Here is a 17,941-nt window from a genome sequence, read left to right as displayed (position 1 = left end):
ATTTTCAGATGGCTGGCCACGCCCCCCGACCCGCCAGGGTCACATGGTTCTCGATTCGGGTTCGCCTTCGGATTTATTCACCTACTGGTACGAAATCTTGTACAATATCCAGATGCCTCGAGTCACGACCTATTCCGATCTCCGTGCCCATCTCAAGAGCCATTGCGACCGGGTCGCCGAAACCGGAGAACCGCTCATCGTCAGGCGCCGAGGGGGCGCCGATGTGGCGTTGGTCAGCCTGGAAGAGTTGTCCGGGCTGGAAGAAACGGCTCATTTGCTGCGATCCCCCGAAAACGCTCGACGATTATGGGAGTCAATTGAAGAAGTCCGGTCCGGGAATGGTGTCGTCATGACGGTTGCGGAGCTCCGCAGCAAGTTCGGTCTCGATGAGTGACCGGCGAGCGGTCTTTTCGACCCATTTCCTGAAGGACCTGGAATATTGGACGCGTACCGATCGCAGGACTGCGAATCGTTTGCTGCGTCTCGTCCGCCGGATCCTGAAGGCTCCCTTTGGTGGTATCGGCAAGCCCGAACCACTCAAGCGTGAGTTGGCCGGGTTGTGGTCCCGCCGCCTCACCCAGGAACACCGCGTCGTCTACGAGGTGGTGAAGTACGAGGTCCGTTTCCTGCAGGCTCGGTACCACTACTGAGCCGTGCATCCGATCTTCGGCTGCATGATCGGGACCGGACTACCGTCCGATCAGTGACTTTCGGAGTTCCACCAGTTCCTTCTGAAGCCGCTTGACGGTCTTCACCAGCTCGGGGAACCGGTGCATCAGGATGTAGTTCCGTTTCCAGAGGGTGGTTTCCATCTCAGGTGACCCGGAGACGACGCTTCCCGGAGCAACGTCGCGCCCGATGCCGGTCTGCGCCGTCGCCACGACCCGGTCGCCGATCTTCAGATGGCCGGCCACGCCCACCTGACCCGCCAGGGTCACGTGGTTCCCGATGGTGGTAGTGCCGGCGAGTCCCGTCTGGGAGGCCAGGATGTTGTGGGAGCCCAGGGTCGAACCGTGTCCGATCTGGACCAGATTGTCGATCTTCGTCCCTTTCCCGATCCGGGTCTCGCCGACGGTGCCCCGGTCGACGCAGGCGTTGGCGCCCACCTCCACGTCGTCATCCAGAATCACCACCCCCGACTGCACCATCTTGAAATAGCTGCCGTCGGCGCGGGGCGCGAAGCCGAAGCCGTCGCCTCCGATGACGGCGCCGTTCTGGAGGATGACCCGGTCGCCAAGGCGGCAGTGCTCACGGACCACGGCGTTGGAATGGGCTACGAAATCGTCGCCGATGCGGGTGTGGGGATAGATCACCACGTTGGGGTAGATCACGGCGTTGCGGCCCAATCGGACCCCGTCGCCGATGACGACGTGAGCTCCTATGGAGTGGTTTTCTCCCAGTTCGGCGGTCTCGGCGATGATGGCCGTAGGATGGATTCCTTGGGTGACGGAAGGCGGCCGGTAGAAGAGGGGAATGGCGCGGGCGAACGCCAGGTAGGGATTGTCGCTGAGCAGGGTCGGAGTCCCCGTATCGGGCGCGTCGCGCGACACCACGATGGCTCCCGCGCGGGTCGACGGGATCTTGGAGTAGTACTTGGGATTGGACACGAAGGTGAGTTGACTCGCCGTCGCTTCCTCGATACCCGCCAGGCCGTCGATCTCGATTTCGGACGGTCCCCGGAGCTCACAATCCAGTTGCCGGGCGAGGTCTCCAAGCTTCATTCCGGACTCCGTCAATCCCGAGAGTGCGGGTCAGATGAGAATGATAGCGTAACCACGGGTTTACGGGTTTGACGGCGCCGATTTCGAATCCCTCAAGCAAGTGATCGCGGGATGGACCAGGACGACAATCAGGAGTCCCAGCGAAGGATTCGATCGACTCGCGCCGCCCGCAGCATCAGCGCTGCCGTCCTCCTCAGCCGGATATTGGGCTTGGTCCGGGACCGGTTCTTTGCCCGGCTCTTCGGAGCCGGGGCTTACATGGACGCCTACATCGTGGCGTTTCGGATCCCCAACCTCTTCCGCGACCTGGTCGCCGAAGGGGCATTGAGTTCGGCCTTCGTTCCCACCTTCACGGAGATCCTTCGCAAGCAGGGCAAAGAGGAGGCGTGGCGGCTGGCGAACCTGTTGATCAGCGCTCTGCTCCTCCTGCTGGGACTGCTGGCGGTGGCGTTTTTCGCACTGTCCGACTACTGGGTCTATCTGTTGGCGGCCGGATTTGCCGGCGATCCGGGCAAGCTGGAGGTCACTTCCAGCTTGGTTCGGATTCTGTCCCCCTTCCTGATTTTCGTTTCGGTGGCCTCGGTCCTGATCGGGATGCTGAACGCCCTGAATCGCTTCTTCGTCCCCGCACTGGCGCCCGCCATATTCAATCTGGTCCTCATTTTTTTCTGTATTTTCGTCGTCCCCTGGTTTGAATACGAGGGGATCCTGGCCGTCTACGCCGTCGCCCTGGGCGCCCTCGTGGGCGGGGCGCTCCAGTGCGCCGTCCAGTTCCCTCTCCTCTACCGGCGGGGATACCGATTCCGTCTGGGTCTCGACTTCCGCCACCCGGCGTTGCGCCGGATCGGGCGGCTGGTGGCGCCGGCGCTGCTGGGTGTGAGCGCTCTCCAGATCAACATTCTGATCAACACGCAGTTGGCCTCATGGCTGGGTGGAGACGGACCGGTTTCCTGGCTCAACTATGCATTCCGGATCATGTACCTGCCCATCGGCCTTTGCGGCGTCGCGGTGGGCGTGGTGAATCTTCGCGAAGTGTCGGTTTCGGCCGCCCGGGAAGAATGGGAAGAGCTGAAGGCAATGGTGGCCCATTCGGTCAAGACCGTTTCCCTGATCGCGCTGCCCGCCGGCGTCGGGCTCCTGATCCTGGCCGGACCCATCGTCCGTCTGCTGTTTGAAACCGGCGAGTTCGACGCCGACGCCACCGCGAACACCGCAAATGCCTTGATCTGCTACTCCTTCGGCCTGGTCGCCTACAGTTGCATCAAGGTCTACGCCCCCACCTTCTATGCCCTGGGGGACACCCGAACGCCGGTGCGGAGCAGCCTGATCGCCGTTGCCACGAATCTGGCGGTAAACCTGTTTTTAATCTGGCTGCTTCCCCCCGCCCACAAGTATTTGGGTCTGGCAGTCGGAACAGCCGCCTCGGTCTGGGTGAACCTGGCTCTCCTCGTCCGAGCCTTCGGCCGCAGGGTGGGCTCGTCGGCGTCGCATCGAGTGGCGTCCACCGTAGCCAAGAACCTGGGGGCGTCGATCCTCATGGGGGTCGTCGTCGGGTTCCTGGGGATCTATCTCCAGTTGGAAGAGGCTCGAAGCACCTGGCTGGAGAACGCGGCCGCACTCTTCGGGTGTATCGGGGCCGGAGCTGTCTTCTATTTCGCCTGTTGCCGGCTCCTGGGCGTCGAGGAGGTCGGGCACCTTTTCTCCCGCTTGCGAAAATGACGGAAGAGATGCGCCGCCGGGCCTTCGAGAGCTACGTCAACTACCTGGTGGTGGAGCGGGGGCTCTCCCCCAACACGGTCGAAGCCTATCGGCGGGACCTTCTGGAGTTCCTGGCTTTCCTGGGAGACCGTGAAGTGGAGTTGAACCAGGCCGAGAGACACGACCTGTTCGATTTCGTGCGCGTGCTGCACCAGCGGCTCTCGGTCTCCTCCATCATGCGCAAGATCGTCAGTCTTCGTTCCTTCTACCGCTTTCTCCTCCTGGACGGCTATGTGGAGAAGGACCCCACCGAGACCCTGGAGTCGCCCAAGCTCTGGAGAAGACTGCCGGTCTACCTGGAACCGGAGGAGGTGGAGCGCCTCCTGGAAGGTCCGGAACTCTCCACCCCTCTCGGCCTGCGGGACCGGACCATGCTGGAGGTGCTCTATGCCACGGGCCTGCGGGTCACTGAATTGGTTCAGATCCGGATTCGCGAGGTGAGTCTGGAGGCGGGCTTCCTGAGGACCATGGGGAAGGGAAGCAAGGAGCGGTTGGTTCCGCTGGGGGACGAGGCCGCCGAGTTCGTGGACGCCTACCAGAGAGAGGCGAGGCCCTATTTTCTCCGCAAGCGTGTCTCGAGTCCCTTCCTCTTCCTGACCCGGCGGGGCGGGCCCATGACCCGCCAGAATTTCTGGAAATTGACCCTGAAATACGGCAGGAAGGCGGGAATCGACGGAAAGTTGAGCCCTCACGTGCTGCGCCACAGCTTTGCCACTCACCTGCTGGAAAATGGCGCCGACTTGAGGGCGGTCCAGGTGATGCTGGGCCATGCCGACATCTCCACCACACAGATCTACACCCATGTGAGCCGGGAGCGCCTGAAGAAGGTCTATGGAAAGTTCCACCCCCGGGCGTGAATGAGTCTCACGTACCGCGTACCATGGCGGGACCACGGCATCCCGGCACGAAAGGATTCTGATCCATGCGAACTCTTTGCTACCAGCCTTTGAACACCTCGTTTGGAACCTTTCTCCTGGCCGCCTCCGATCAGGGGCTCTGCCGGTTGCACCTTCCCGGCGAAGCCGATTGGTCCGGATGGTTCGACAGGCATTTCGGGGGGCCTGCGTCTCCGGGTTGGAACGCCGCCCTGCGGCGTGCCACCTCGCAGTTGGAGCAGTTCCTGGCGGGAGAGCGGCGGGATTTCGATCTGGAGCTGGACCTGAGGGGAACGCCCTTCCAGATCGGGGTCTGGAACCAACTGCGATCGATCCCCTTCGGCGAGACGCGAAGCTATGCGCAGGTGGCGGCCGGGATCGGGCGCCCCGGGTCGTCTCGAGCGGTCGGCACGGCAACGGGCCGCAATCCCATTCCGGTCGTGGTTCCCTGCCATCGGGTCATCGGCTCCAATGGAAGCCTGGTGGGTTACGCCGGCGGCCTGAAACTGAAGCGGCGCCTGCTGGAGTTGGAAGCCGTCCCCGTTCCGGGCCGGGCCGACGAAGGGTAGAGGATTCGGGACTCGGAGGAGAGCTCTCGGCGCCGTCACTCCTCATCGTTCTGCGCCGGCGCCGGCACGGCCGGGTCGTCGGTCAAACGCCTCAACATTTCGTAGATTCGGATGATGCAGTGATCCACGATCCGTTCGCCGGCGCCCGTTTCGATTCGGGCCCAGATATTCTTGGCTCCATGGCCGCCTTCGGTGGCCGCACGAATGGTGGGGAAGTAGCTGAAAAAGCCGTTGGCGTACCCCAGGAAGAAACTGTCGGCGACCGGAGACCGCTCGCGCCAGTTCATTTGGAACTCGATAAACGGCTCGCCCGGCATCCCCATGAATGCGATTCGCTTGTTGATGAGAACGGTGGTGACGGGAACCCGCTTTTCCGGCTTGATCTCAGGCAGATAGTACTGGCGGAGTTCGGGTTCCACGCTCTCCTCAAAGGCTTTCATGTACTTTTCCACGTCCCAACGAAAACCGAATGTCAGCCAATCTTCGGAGAAATCGAGGCTCGCTTCAGGGGCCGGTTCGGTCCGGATCTTCCTGGCCACGCGAACGGCTTCCTTGCCTAAGGTCTCACCACTCCATTCCATTCTTCCGACCGGATCTTCTTCGAGAGGCACGCCCGTGTAGTAGGTGTCGATGTCACCGGCGCCGCCGTTCAGGAAGAAGGCCATGGTCTGTTGGCCGAAAGACTCTTCCACGGTATTGCACATGACTCCAGGGAAATCGGCCGAGTACTGCTTGAGGTTTGCCATCACCACCACGGGATGGCAGGCGTAGTTCACCAGTACGGCCAATGGCTTGCGGTCTTCGGTGTCTATGCGCAGGACTGCAACCGTGGGATCGAAGGGAGACGTTGGAATCTTGGTGGGGTTCCTGAACATCATGGTCACCGTGCCGTCCGGGTTCAGTTTTCTCCGGTTGTGACCGATGTAAGCGACTCCATAACCTGTACCCAACCACGCCTCTGCCGCCTGCCCGTAAGCTTTTTCAGTAGCTATTGCGATTTTCGCGACGGCGTCCTCTTGCCAAGCCACCATGCCGGTCAAGGGATGATTCTCATTGATGGGAATCATGGGAGCGGAGTGAGTGTGGGTCGCGACCATGAGCACAAAGGAGATTCCGCTGGATTCCTTGACCTGCCGGCGCAGACGATCCATCAAGGGTGCCTGGAAGACGCGGCAGAGATCGACCGTGATCAACGCCAGCCGCGTTTGATCGACCTCCAGCACCAGGACGCGTGCGTACAACGGATCATGGGCTCCGGTGGCCCGCGTCGTCCCGGAACCGAGCATGTATTTTCCAGGAGCCGGAGTAATATCCACCTTGGCCACCCCGGCCCTCAAGTTGGAACCCTGCACCCACGGGCTCACCGTCAGGCCCAACAGACAAATGCCAAAGCCAACCTTTTTCAAATTCGTCATTGGATTCTCCCCCGACGGCGAGCTGGCGATTATTGAGGCTTTTTTTGAAGACCACTCTCGATGGCCAGATGTTTTTCCCGCCTCATTTTCTGTTGAAGCGCCTCAAAGCGCTGAAGTTCTTCCAGGGCTTTTCCGGCGTTTCCCAATCTCTTGTGTATCTGGGCCAGTTGATAGCGGGGAGCCGGTTCATCGGGGTCCAGGGCGATCGCCCTTTCCAGGGCTGCTGCTGCCTCCTCCCAACGGCCCTTGCCCGCATATGCCTTCGAGAGTTCCATATAGGCTTGGGAAAGCTGGTCGTTGGCGCGCAACACCTTGTCGAGATGCAGAATCGCCTCGTCAAACTTCTGCTCCATGTTTTTGATGACCGCCAGGTTCAGGCGGGCGATCGGCAGGTCCGATTCCAATTCCAGCGCCTTCTCCAAATAGGGCCGGCCATCTTCGTACAGCCCCTTTTCCAGATATAGAATCCCCACGGCCTGGTTGAGCCCAGCCACGTTCGGATCCAGGGCGAGTGCTTTGTGGTACTCGTTCAGCGCCTCCTCCGGGCGGCCCTGGAAGACGTACGCCTCGGCCCGCACCTGGTGGGTACGGGAGGAACCGGAGTCGAGTTTCCGGAGCCGTTCGTAAATTTGCTCGAACTCGGCAAAATTTCTGGTGTTGAGGTAGGCCTGTGCCAGCATGTGAAGGACCGGGACATGGCCGGGATCCTTGCGGGTCACCTCCTGGAGCAAATCGATGGCCTCACCGAAACGGTTCAGCGCCAAATAGGATCCCGCCAGGCAGAGCTGAAGGCTGAGGTCCCCGGGACGAGCGGCGATGGCCCGCCCGAGAGGACCGAGTGCCTTCTCGTATTCGTAGAGAAGATAGTAGTCGAGGCCCAGAAAAAGGTTCGCCTCGACACGGTCGGGATCGAGCCGCAACGTTTTTTCGAAGGCTACGGTGGCCGCTTCATATTTCCCCTGGAAGTGGCGGGCAAGACCCAGCCCGTAGTGGGCATCGGCTCTATCGGGAGACAATCTCAATATGGCCAGATAGGCTTGCTCGGCTGAAACCCAATCCTGGCGTTTTGCCGCCTCGGAAGCCTGTTGGTAGTATTGCCCGAGCTTTTGCTGCTGGGGCGGGGTCTGAAGACCTGAAAGCAGGAGCCCCGAAAGCAAGAGGCCGACCAGCATTGCAAGAAAAACCTACCAAGCCCCGCAGTTGGCAGTCAATCAGGCCTACGCCCGTACCGGCCATCCGAAGGTTCGGTCCGCCTTGTCCTTGGCCTGTTGCCGACATTGAGGCTCAGGCTCGGCGTTCGAGTTCAGGTCGGGAGAGAAGTACGGTGTAGGAGGTCCCTCCATGTCCCGAACAGATTCACGGAGCGGGGGCCGGTCCCGCTCTCAATACCAGGTGAAAATCCTCTACACCCGAGTGCCCATGCGCGATGGAGTGGAGTTGGGGGTGAAAATAACGCGGCCGGACGCGGATGGCCGATTCCCGGCGATCATGGAATACAATCCTTACCGTCGCATCAGAAAACCCTTGGCCGACTATCGGGAGGAGTATCCCCCGGCCGTTCCCTACCTGGCCGAGCGCGGCTATGTCATTGCCCAATTTGACGTGCGCGGCACAGGCAATTCCAGCGGATGGAGCAAGGACATCTATTCTGCGGACGAGCGGCAGGACGGGTACGACATGGTGGAATGGATCGCCGCCCAATCCTGGTGCAACGGCAACGTGGGAATGATCGGCAAATCCTACAGTGCAGTCGTCCAATGGCAGGTGGCGGTGCAGGCGCCCCCGCATCTGAAAGCCATCATCGTGCGGTCGGCCAATGACAACGTCTATACGGAGTGGACCTATCCGGGCGGCGTCCTTCGCCCCTACATGTTCGACAGCTACTCCGCCCTGATGAACGCCTACAATTTCTCGCCTCCCGACCCGGACATCGTGGGAGAGAAGTGGAGCGGGATCTGGCAACAGCGTCTGGAAAACAGCCAGCCTTGGGGCATCGGGTACATTTCGAATCAACTGGATGGGAAATACTGGCAGGACCGGTCGCTGTCGACGAACTACGGCGCGGTCCAGTGTGCCGTTTTCGTCATTGCCGGCTGGTCCGACTGCTATCCCACGGCGCTGTTGCGTGCGTTCTCCAAGCTGGAGGTTCCCAATAAGCGAGCGTTGGTGGGACCCTGGGGGCACTGGTATGGCGAAGAAAAATGCGCCGTCCCCGGCCCCAGGATCGATACCCGCCCGCTCTACCTGAACTGGTTCGACCACTGGCTCAAGGGGATCGATAACGGTGTCATGGACGAGCCGCCGGTCACGTTCTTCGTCAAGCGGTACAGTCCGCCTTCCGCGCGCATGCCGCTGGAAGAGAAAGGCTTCTGGCGATCGGAGCGGGAGTGGCCCATCGCCCGGACGCGGCGCACGCCCCTCTACTTTCACTCCCACGGGAAGCTGAGCCCGGAACCCTGCGGGACGGCCGCTGAGGAGCGGGACGAGTACCCTTACAACCCTGCCGTGGGAATCACCTCGGGGATTCACTGGGGGGGAGGCATCCTGCCCTGGGGAATGCCCATCGACCAGCGCTGGGACGAGGCGTATTCGGTGACCTATACCACGCCTCCACTGGAAGCGGATCTGGAGGTGACGGGGACGCCTGCGGCTGTCCTCTACGTCTCATCCACGGCCGAGGTGGCCTACTTTCGGGTCAAGCTCATCGACGTGGCGCCGGACGGCACTTCCAAGCTGGTTCGCTACGGAGGCTTGAATGCCACCCACCGCGATTCCCACGTCGAACCCGAGCCTCTTACACCCGGGGAAGTGTATGAACTCAAGATAGACCTGAAAACGATGTCCTATATTTTCGGGACCGGTCACCGGATCCGGGTGGCCATTGCCAGTGCCGACATCCAGAATGCCTGGCCCACGGCCGAACCTGCCATCAATACGATCCATCGAGGCGGCCGCACTCCGTCACATATCGTGTTGCCGGTGATTCCCGAGCAGAATCCGGAGCTGCCCCAGCCCGATCTGGTGCGGTTGTCCAATGCCGACCCGGAAGACTTGTCCACACCGGAGGAATACTCCATCACCCACGACCTGGTGAATCAGAAGACAATATTTCGCATTACTCCGGTGCACTTGCCCGCATCGGCCGGTTTTGACCTGCAGCAGCATTCCAGCCTCACCGTTTCCACCCTCAATCCTGCCGAGGCGGTCCTGAAGGCCTATTGCGCCTACACTCTCAAGCAGTTGGGTTCAGACATAAAAGTAGAGGCCAATGAGCTGACCACGAGCGATGAGTCGACTTTTCGCCACTTGGTCCAGTTGACGATCACAGTCGACGGGAAGCTTCACTTCAACAAGAGCTGGTCTCGTACGGTGCCCCGGCTCTTGAACTGATGGCACCCCGTCAGGCCGGATTCGAAGGGAAGGACGGAAAAAGTGGCAGTGACTCTGTCCCCTTTTTCAAAACTCCTCGGAATGGCGAATGGCCCAGATCCAGGTCGCTCCCTCTTTTCCTCCCACCAGCCCGTCCCAGGTGGAGTTCAGGTACAGCGTCCGGCCGTCGTAGCCAAGCCAGGGGCAGGTGTCGGTTCCGGGAGTGTTGATGCGCGGGCCCATGTTCTGCCAGGGAGTCCATTGAGCGTTGACTCTTCGGCTGATGTAGAGATCCACACTGTCGCTGAGCGAATCATTCCTGCGCAACGGAAGAATGAGCGTGGTTTCGTCGGGATTGACGGCCACGTCGTTCTCGTCGCCGGCGCTGTTGACGACGGGGCCCAGATTGACGGGCTCTCCCCACCGGTCCCAGCCAGAGCCGATGCGATCGCTGGTGTAGACATCGAACCCCCCGTGCCCTCCGGACCGATTGCTGGAGAAATAGAGTCTTCTCAGGTCTTTGGAGAGCAAGGCTCCGAATTGGACCGTGTCCGGAAGACTGATGGGAGGACCCAGCAATTCGGCTGTGGACCAGGAGCCGTCGCGGAAATGGGAGACATAGACACCGGAGGATTTGCTGAAATCGTCGCTGCGCAGAAAAATCATCACGGTTCCGTCGGGCGACAGTTTGGCATCGGCTTCGTGGGACCCGGTGTTGACCTGCGGACCTGCATTGAAGGGTACGGACCAACGCCCGTTCTCCAGGCGGGAGAACCAGATATCGAGCCTTCCCCGACCCTCCGGATGGTCGTTTTGAAAGGCCAGAAGCCTCCCATCTTCGGTCTCACTAGCACAAAAGGGTTTGGCGTCTTTTGCAAGCGGGATCGAGAGCCTGGAAATGGCCAGCTCTTCATCCTGGCCATGGACGGTTGTTTCCAGGCTCAGCACCTGTAAAGCGACCAGTCCCGCTGTGATCACGCCCGAGCAGAGTAATCGCAAATACGGCATTCGATGGTTCCCCCTTTTCGGCCCGAGGATTGTTTCTCCTGTTTCAACGCCTCAGTTTCGTGAGTACTTGGCCTTTGCCTTGAGTTCTTCGAACCTCTTGAGGTTTTCTTCTGCTTTCCGGTCCTGCCGGAGCCTCTTGTAGAGGAGCCCGAGACGATAGTGGACTTCCTCCTCGAGCGGTTGGAGTTTGGAACTCAGCTCGTATTCCCGGCGTGCCTCCTCCAGTCTTCCGTGTCTTTCCAGCACCTTTCCCAGGATGAAATGGCAGGCCGCATCGTTGGCATCGACTGCGATGCCCCGCTGAGCCATCAGGAGCGCCGGCTCGAGCCGGTTGTGGCGCTCCAGAGCCGTGGCATAGACGTAATAGAGGAAAGGGTCTCTTGAATTGAGACTCAGCGCCCGCCCATAGGCCTCCAGCGCCTCGTCATAGGCGCCCAACTCCAGTTGGCTGTTTCCCAGGGCAACGTATGCGGCATAGAAATCGGGTCTGTTCTTCACCGCCGACGCCGAGGCGTCCCGGGCCTCCTCGAAACGATTTGCGGCATGATGACTTCGGGCCAGGGCCAGAAGCAGATCCGGATCGTCCGGGAATCGGACAATTGCATAACCGAGAAGGTCCCTGGCCAGCGGAAACAGGTTCTCCTTCAGCAGCTCCACTGAAATATCGTAGAGAAACTTCGGTTCGCGGCCCGTCGCAGGCATTCCCCGCTTGAGGGTATTGGAGGCCTCCGCCTCCAGACCCTGCTTCAGGTAGGCGGCGCTCAGGAGTCCATAAAACTTGAGGGGTGTTTTCGTTGCACCGCGGGCGTAGGGATCCAGCAACTGCACGACACGTGAATAGTCGGCCCCCAGGTAGCAGGCATAGGCCAGCCGATAGTTCACCGGGAACGAGGACTCTCTCCGCCGGACCAGCTCGAACTGGGCGATGGCTTCGGAAGCCAGGCCCCGTTCGATCATCCACGTCCCCACTCGTTTGTGGATGACGGTGTCGGCAGGCAGGATTCGCCGGAGCCGGGAGGCCAGGGGGACAGCCTCGCGTGTCCGCCCCAGGTCGAGGTAGATTTCGACCAGGTAGACGAGTATCGCCGGGTCGCCCGGTTGCAGATGATGAGCGCGCTCGAGAGCCGCCAGGGCGTGGGGCAGGTTGGCCTTCCTGAGATAGAGCAGGCCCAGGTTGTAGAAGGCGGAGGCCCTGCCGGGATCCAGCCTGGTCACCTGCTCGAACTGCTCGATCGCCTTCTCCTGATCGTCCAGGCGCAGATAGGTGACGGCGAGGTTGCCGTGGGCTCTCAAATCTCCGGGCTTCAACTCGAGAACCCGCTCGAATTTGGGCACGGCTTCGGCATAGCGCTTCATTCTCGAATAGACCATGCCCAGGCCACCGTGTAGGGAGGGTTCGTTGGGGTACCTGTCGAGCAGAGCCCGGAATGCTTTTTCAGCATCTGCGAGTTTGCCTTCCTGGAGCAGGCGAAAAGCCTGCTGCGGACTCTGCCCGGCAACCGCGTCCTGCAGGAGAAAAGCCACGGCCACGAGTGCCAGGAGACGATTCCATGTGATGCTGCGGGCTTGGCGGAACGTCCCCTTTTTCGTCAGGCTGGTGGTGCGGGACTCAGTCTTTGTCTCCCTCAATTCCGATGCCTTCCCTGATGGTGAGGAACTGATTGGCCGCGACCCCGGCGAACTTTTCCACCGAGCCATCGGGCCATCGGACTTCCAGATCCGTCTTTCCCGCGGGCCCCAGGCCGAAATGCAGTCGCAGGTCGCTCTGTGAAGCGTACGTCCCGCCACTGCGCACTTCCTTGATCAGTCTTCGCCCGCCGTCCGAGGCTGCCGAAACGCGCGTACCGATCGCACTGCGGTTCGAGCGGCTGCCGATGGCCAGAATGACGATCCAATTCCCATGTGGCCCGTAGTTCTTATAGAGGCTGGGTCTTCCGTTTTCGTTGTTTACCAGGATTTCGAGAGTCCCGTCGTTATCGATGTCTCCGAGAGCAATGCCGCGGCTCGTCTGTGGCTGCAGCAGATCCGCTCCGGACGATGCGGTCACGTCCACAAAGGTGCTGTTGCCCGTGTTCCGGTAAAGGACTTTCCGCTGCCTGTACCGGGACCGAAAACCGTGGCCGTCGATCTCCGGGTAGACGTGACCATTGGCGATGAAGATGTCGTCGTAACCATCCTGATCGTAGTCCAAAAATCCCACGCCCCAGCCAAGATATGCCAGGTTCACTCCCAACCCGGCTTCAAACGTCGCGTCACTGAAGGTGCCGTCGCCATGGTTCTTGTAGAGGCTCGACTTGTCGTCGGAAAAATTCGTCTTCACGATGTCCAGATCACCGTCGTTGTCGTAATCCCCGGCGTCGACGCCCATGCCGGCCTGCTCTTTTCCATCCCCGCTGTAGGCCACTCCCGCCAACAGGCCCATCTCGGAGAAGGTCCCGTCACGGTTGTTGCGAAACAGAAGATTGGGTGTCGAGTCGCAAGCGACGTAGACGTCGGGCCAGCCGTCGTTGTCGTAATCCGCCACCAAAACCCCTAGTCCGTATCTTTCACCGGCGGCGGTGATCCCCGCGTGCCCGCTCACATCGGCAAATGTCCCATCGCCTTCGTTCCGATAGAGATTGGAGGGCAGGCCCTTCAGGCCTCGAGGACCGCACATGACGGGAATCCCCTTCCACAGGCAGTTGGAATTCTCTCCGGGACGGGGAGCGGTCACCGGATCGAAATCGATGTAGTTGGTGACGAACAGGTCGAGGTCCGAATCCCGGTCATAGTCCAGGAACGAGCAACCCACGCCCCACAATCTGTGCTTCGTGTACAGCCCCGCCTTCCGGGTGACATCCGTAAAGGAGCCCTCTCCGGTGTTGCGGTAAAGAACATTGTTCCCGTAGTAAGTCAGGTAGAGATCGATCCAGCCGTCATTGTCGTAGTCTCCGGCGCACACTCCCTGGCCCCAGCCCGATCGCACCAGTCCGGCCTGGCCGGTAACGTCGCTGAACCGGCCGCTGCCGTCATTCCGATACAAGCGGTTGGAAGGCTCGGCGCTCTCCGCGAACCCCTCGCTCCGGCTGGCCGTCATCAGGAATATGTCGAGGTCGCCGTCGTTGTCGTAATCCAGCAAGGCACAGCCCGCTCCGGTGGTTTCCAGAATGGTTTCTTTCCGCTCAATGCCTCCCGAATAACAGACGAAATCACCCAGTCCGGCCTCGGCTGCAATATCCACGAAACGGGCCCCGGGAGGGATTGAACCGGACTCTTTTTGTGCCCAGGCAGAGACCCAAAGGAAGCAGAGAACCATCGGGACATGGATCGTCTTCTTAACCCGCATTTTTCACCAGGGGGCGTGACGATCGCGCAGGATTTTCGCCGGAGCGGCGGCTTTTAGCCGCCGACTCTTCATCATCCCCGCGTGCTCGCGACTGAGAGCGTAGTGGTGACTACGTTTGAGGGAGCATGTGCGCGCTGAGGGCGAAAAGACCAGCGAGCGCGCGCCCAGCGCAGTATGGCCCGGAGAAACCTTGGACAAATTAGCGTAAATGCTCAAATGCAGGCCCTTTTTCGTCATACGCATAGCGACCTGGTGAGAAATGCGGGTTAAAGCTCATGCGGGGCGAGCCGATCCAATGGCTTGGAATTGCAAACTATACGCAAGCGTAGCACAGCACCTGAGGTGGCCCTGTTTTTTTCTTGACCGTTGCTGACCAGACCGTGTAGGCTCAGCCGCAACTAGTGGAAGTTTTTTCCACGCCCGCCCGCTCGCCCGCCAAGGAGGATGAAATGATGCAGACCTCGCTCTGTACTGCCAAGATTGCTCTTCTGCTTTTTGTTCTGCTGGTGCTTGCCACCGCCGGCGCCCAAGGCCAAGTCAAGAGCACCATCTCAGGGACGATCAAGGATGACACCGGTGGCGTGGTGCCCGGCGTCGACGTCACGGCCACCCATCTGGGGACCAACATCGCCCGTTCGGTGGTGACCGGGGATACCGGTGGTTACGAAATTCCTTTCTTGGATCCTGGAGTCTATCGAGTGACGGCTGAGATGGCCGGATTCAAGACGGCTGTCGAACCGGGTGCCGAACTGGACCTGGCCACGAAGCTTCGCGTCGATTTGACGCTGCAGGTGGGAGAGATCGGGGAGGAGGTGGAAGTCCGGGCAGCGGTGCCGTTGGTCGAGACCGAGACCTCGGAAGTCGGGGGGACGATCAAGGAAGAGCAGATGCGCCAGTTGCCGCTGCTCACCCGCAACTACCAGGCCTTGGCGACCTTGTTGCCCACCGCCGTCACTCCCGTTCCCAGCGCCACCGGATACATACCGAATCAGAACCGCGGCAATTACTACCAGCTTGCCGGCCAGCGGGGGGCTTATACCTCGTACACCATAGACGGAATCGACTCGAATACGGTTTGGATTCAAACCCAGTCGGCCACCCCGTCCTTGGATTCGCTACAGGAATTCAAAGTCAAGAGCCATAATTTTTCGGCTGAACAGGGCCGGGGATCGGTCCAGTTCATCACCACCACCAAGAGCGGCACCAATGAATTGCGTGGCGCGATCTACAACTACAATCGAAACGACATCTTCAACGCCAACAGCTTTTTCAGCAACCGCGCCGGGGCGGACAAGAACGCATTCAACTACAACCAGTTCGGCGCCAACGTCGGGGGACCCATTCGCGTACCGGGCTACGATGGCCGGGACCAGACCTTCTTCTTTTTCGCCTACGAAGGAACCCGTTTTCGCCAGAGTGCGACCGCCTTTGGGAGATTTCCCGACCCCAGGTGGCTCCAGGGCGATTTCTCCTCTCTGGGGCAGACCATTTACGATCCCTATACGACGGTCGAGGATGCAAACGCGCCGGCGGGATTCACCCGGCAACCCTTCCCGGGAAACCAGATTCCCAGCAACCGCCTTAGTCCTCAGGCCAAGACCCTGGTCGGTCTGGACCTGATTCCGAGTCCCACCCACGACGAGGGGACGACGCTGCCTGGAAACAGCAACTTCCTTGGAACCAAGTCGGACCCGGAGGATATCAACTTCTGGACCGTGCGCATCGATCACGTTATCTCCGACAGCGATCAGATCTACGGGCGCTACATGGAGTCGATCGACCGCAAGAGAAGAGGCAACGTGGTGCCTCTCTCCGGCACCAACAACGACAACAACATGCACAATGCGATGATGTCGGAGATCCATACGTTTTCGCCCACCACCGTCAACGAGCTGCGCGTCGGATACAACCGGGGAAACTGGTTCGGAGGACAGGACGGATCGGGAGATGTGGACTATTCGTCAGACGTTTTCGGATTCAAGAACATCGGCGGCTCGCCCCTCGGTTTTGGACTGCCCAGCTTCGGCTGGAGCAACTACACCCGCGTCGGGCCAACCCCGGACGCACCTTTCGGTGCTCTGAACAACACCTACCAGATCTCCGACAACCTGATGACAAGGTATGGGAATCACTCGATCAAACTCGGCTTCGATATCCGGGAGATTCGCATGCGCTGGCTGGCTCAGGCCGGCATCCGGGGGAACTTCACCTTCAACGGGATTTTCACGCAATTCCCGGGAGATACTGCGTCGGGCAGTCCATTTGCGGATTTCATGGTGGGACAGGCGCAAGAAACCTGGGGATTGGCCGGCAACGGCACCGGTTACTTCAATCAGAAGCTGTGGGGGTTCTACCTGCAGGATGACTGGAGAGTCTCCCCCGAGCTGACCGTGAACATGGGCCTGCGCTATGAGTACTACGAACCCTGGAATGCGATCCGGGGAGATTACGCGGTTTTCGATTTCGTGGCTCCTCCCGGAAGCTGTTTTCAGCACACGACTCCTTGCCCACCCACTCCCCTGGACGCCGCCGAGCCGGGCGAGAGTTACTACAATGCCGACCGAAACAACTGGGGCCCGCGAATCGGTCTTGCGTACTCCCCCTTCGGAGACAACAGGACGGTCATTCGCGCCTCGTATGGCATCTTCTACTCTCCACCGGACGCCACCGACCAGGTCAACGGGGCCCTGAATCCGCCCTCCAACGTCCTGCGGTTTATCAACCCCAAGACCTTGTTTACCGATCTGGACACCAATGACATGTCCAAATTGTTCCCGGTTGCCGATATCTCACGTGCGGATTTCCCCCAGATCACCGGACCCACGTGGCATCCCTCACTGGCCGGCGCCACGCTGCATTCGGTCACCCGGAAGTTCGACGACGCCATCATCCAACACTGGCAGTTGACCGTGCAGCGGGAAGTCGTCAGAAACCTGCTGGTGGAAGTGGGTTACGTGGGTTCACACGGATACCATGGCCAGCGCCGCATCAATTACAATCAGGCTCAGTTGGATCCCCCGGGAGTCACGACACCGTTTACGACACGGCTGCCTTATCCGGACCTGTCGAATTTCACCTTCATCATGGAGCACAGCGCCCAGAACAACTACAATGCCGGCCTGTTGCGCGTGGAGCGGAGGTTTGACCGGGGCCTCTCGTTCATCTCCTCCTACACCTTTGCCAGGACGCTTGATGACTACGGCAACCTCAACGATGCCACCGGATTCTGGGCCCAGAATTCGTATGACAAGAAGGCCGAGAAGGGCTTGTCCCAGTTCCACGCCAAACACCGGCTCAGCGTCGGGTACATCTGGGAAATTCCGGTGGGTCGCGGCAAACGCTTCGGGGGCGATATGCACCCGGTGATCAATGGAATCTTAGGCGGCTGGCAACTCAGTGGAATCACCACATTCCAATCCGGGAGCCCCAGGATCATTCGACCGTTCCCTCGGGATTGGAGCAACACGGGTCAGTTCTGGTGGGCAACCCGGCCGGACAAGGTCCGGACAGGCAAGGTGAAGACCCTCGATCCTCGCGCCAACAACCTGCGCTGGTTTGACGTGAACTACTTTGCGAATCCGGAGGTGGGAACGTTCGGCAACACGGGCCGTGGCGAGGTCCTGGAGCCGGGAATCCGCAACTGGGATCTCAATATCTCCAAGAGTTTTCACATCGGAGAAACGGCCAGGATACAGTTCCGTGCCGAGGCCTATAACGCCTTCAACCGCGCCCAGTTCTTCGGTTTCGGCAACTCCGTAGGATCGAGCAATTTCGGAATCATCTCCGCGACGCGTCCACCAAGGAACATCCAGTTGGGACTTCGCTTGGAGTTCTAGTCCAAGGAGAACACTGGGAATGAAAAAGGGGCGGTCTTCCGCCCCTTTTTTCGTGGACCGCCGGT

Annotated in this window: 12 protein-coding genes and 1 pseudogene; 7 read left to right on the top strand and 6 right to left on the bottom strand. The window is 60.2% G+C overall.

Annotated elements, in window-relative coordinates; all coding sequences use genetic code 11:
* Positions 1-112: 112 nt before the first annotated feature.
* Both OXT71_19470 and OXT71_19465 read left to right on the top strand, forming a co-directional pair.
* On the top strand, positions 113-394 hold the full coding sequence (locus tag OXT71_19470) for a type II toxin-antitoxin system prevent-host-death family antitoxin (protein ID MDE2928568.1): 282 nt from the start codon (positions 113-115) through the stop codon (positions 392-394).
* Positions 387-650, top strand: coding sequence for a Txe/YoeB family addiction module toxin (locus OXT71_19465; GenBank protein MDE2928567.1), 264 nt, complete (start codon positions 387-389; stop codon positions 648-650). The genes OXT71_19470 and OXT71_19465 overlap by 8 nt, the downstream gene beginning before the upstream one ends.
* 39 nt (positions 651-689) lie before the next feature.
* On the opposite strand, the gene lpxD is transcribed toward OXT71_19465, so the two are convergent.
* A complete protein-coding gene (gene lpxD, locus OXT71_19460; protein MDE2928566.1) occupies positions 690-1,721 on the bottom strand; it encodes a UDP-3-O-(3-hydroxymyristoyl)glucosamine N-acyltransferase in 1,032 nt (343 codons plus the stop codon).
* Between the two features lie 111 nt (positions 1,722-1,832).
* On the opposite strand from lpxD, the gene murJ reads away from it, so the two are divergent.
* From murJ to OXT71_19445, 3 genes and pseudogenes are all read left to right on the top strand, one after another.
* The gene (murJ, locus tag OXT71_19455) at positions 1,833-3,440 is read left to right on the top strand and encodes a murein biosynthesis integral membrane protein MurJ (protein MDE2928565.1); all 1,608 of its coding nucleotides are present in this window, start codon (positions 1,833-1,835) and stop codon (positions 3,438-3,440) included.
* Entirely contained in the window at positions 3,437-4,336 is a 900-nt protein-coding gene (xerD, locus tag OXT71_19450; GenBank protein ID MDE2928564.1) for a site-specific tyrosine recombinase XerD, read from the top strand. Before murJ ends, xerD begins: the two co-directional genes overlap by 4 nt.
* A gap of 248 nt (positions 4,337-4,584) precedes the next feature.
* Positions 4,585-4,923, top strand: a pseudogene (locus OXT71_19445) (methylated-DNA--[protein]-cysteine S-methyltransferase).
* 35 nt (positions 4,924-4,958) lie between these two features.
* On the opposite strand, the gene OXT71_19440 reads toward OXT71_19445, so the two are convergent.
* Positions 4,959-6,338 (bottom strand): neutral/alkaline non-lysosomal ceramidase N-terminal domain-containing protein, encoded by a 1,380-nt coding sequence (locus OXT71_19440; protein MDE2928563.1) that lies wholly within the window; start codon positions 6,336-6,338, stop codon positions 4,959-4,961.
* A 29-nt stretch (positions 6,339-6,367) separates the two neighbouring features.
* The gene (locus tag OXT71_19435; GenBank protein ID MDE2928562.1) at positions 6,368-7,510 is read right to left on the bottom strand and encodes a tetratricopeptide repeat protein; all 1,143 of its coding nucleotides are present in this window, start codon (positions 7,508-7,510) and stop codon (positions 6,368-6,370) included.
* Positions 7,511-7,679: 169 nt separating this feature from the next.
* Here OXT71_19435 and OXT71_19430 point away from each other — a divergent pair, with 169 nt between their 5' ends.
* The gene (locus tag OXT71_19430; protein ID MDE2928561.1) at positions 7,680-9,728 is read left to right on the top strand and encodes a CocE/NonD family hydrolase; all 2,049 of its coding nucleotides are present in this window, start codon (positions 7,680-7,682) and stop codon (positions 9,726-9,728) included.
* Positions 9,729-9,794: 66 nt separating this feature from the next.
* On the opposite strand, the gene OXT71_19425 is transcribed toward OXT71_19430, so the two are convergent.
* From OXT71_19425 to OXT71_19415, 3 genes are read right to left on the bottom strand one after another with little or no spacing between them, the layout of a single operon-like run.
* Positions 9,795-10,715 (bottom strand): hypothetical protein, encoded by a 921-nt coding sequence (locus OXT71_19425; protein MDE2928560.1) that lies wholly within the window; start codon positions 10,713-10,715, stop codon positions 9,795-9,797.
* Between the two features lie 51 nt (positions 10,716-10,766).
* Positions 10,767-12,344: a tetratricopeptide repeat protein gene (locus OXT71_19420; protein ID MDE2928559.1), complete on the bottom strand. Its 1,578-nt coding sequence runs from the start codon at positions 12,342-12,344 to the stop codon at positions 10,767-10,769.
* Positions 12,325-13,935: a CRTAC1 family protein gene (locus OXT71_19415; protein ID MDE2928558.1), complete on the bottom strand. Its 1,611-nt coding sequence runs from the start codon at positions 13,933-13,935 to the stop codon at positions 12,325-12,327. The genes OXT71_19420 and OXT71_19415 overlap by 20 nt, the downstream gene beginning before the upstream one ends.
* 554 nt (positions 13,936-14,489) lie before the next feature.
* Between OXT71_19415 and OXT71_19410 the strand changes: the two genes are divergently transcribed.
* Positions 14,490-17,876: a TonB-dependent receptor gene (locus OXT71_19410; protein MDE2928557.1), complete on the top strand. Its 3,387-nt coding sequence runs from the start codon at positions 14,490-14,492 to the stop codon at positions 17,874-17,876.
* Positions 17,877-17,941: the final 65 nt, after the last annotated feature.

It is taken from the genome of Acidobacteriota bacterium (assembly GCA_028874215.1).
GTDB lineage: Bacteria > Acidobacteriota > UBA6911 > RPQK01 > JAJDTT01 > JAJDTT01.
The sequence above is the reverse complement of the archived record's forward strand: the minus strand, read 5'-3'. Positions and strand labels throughout refer to the sequence as shown.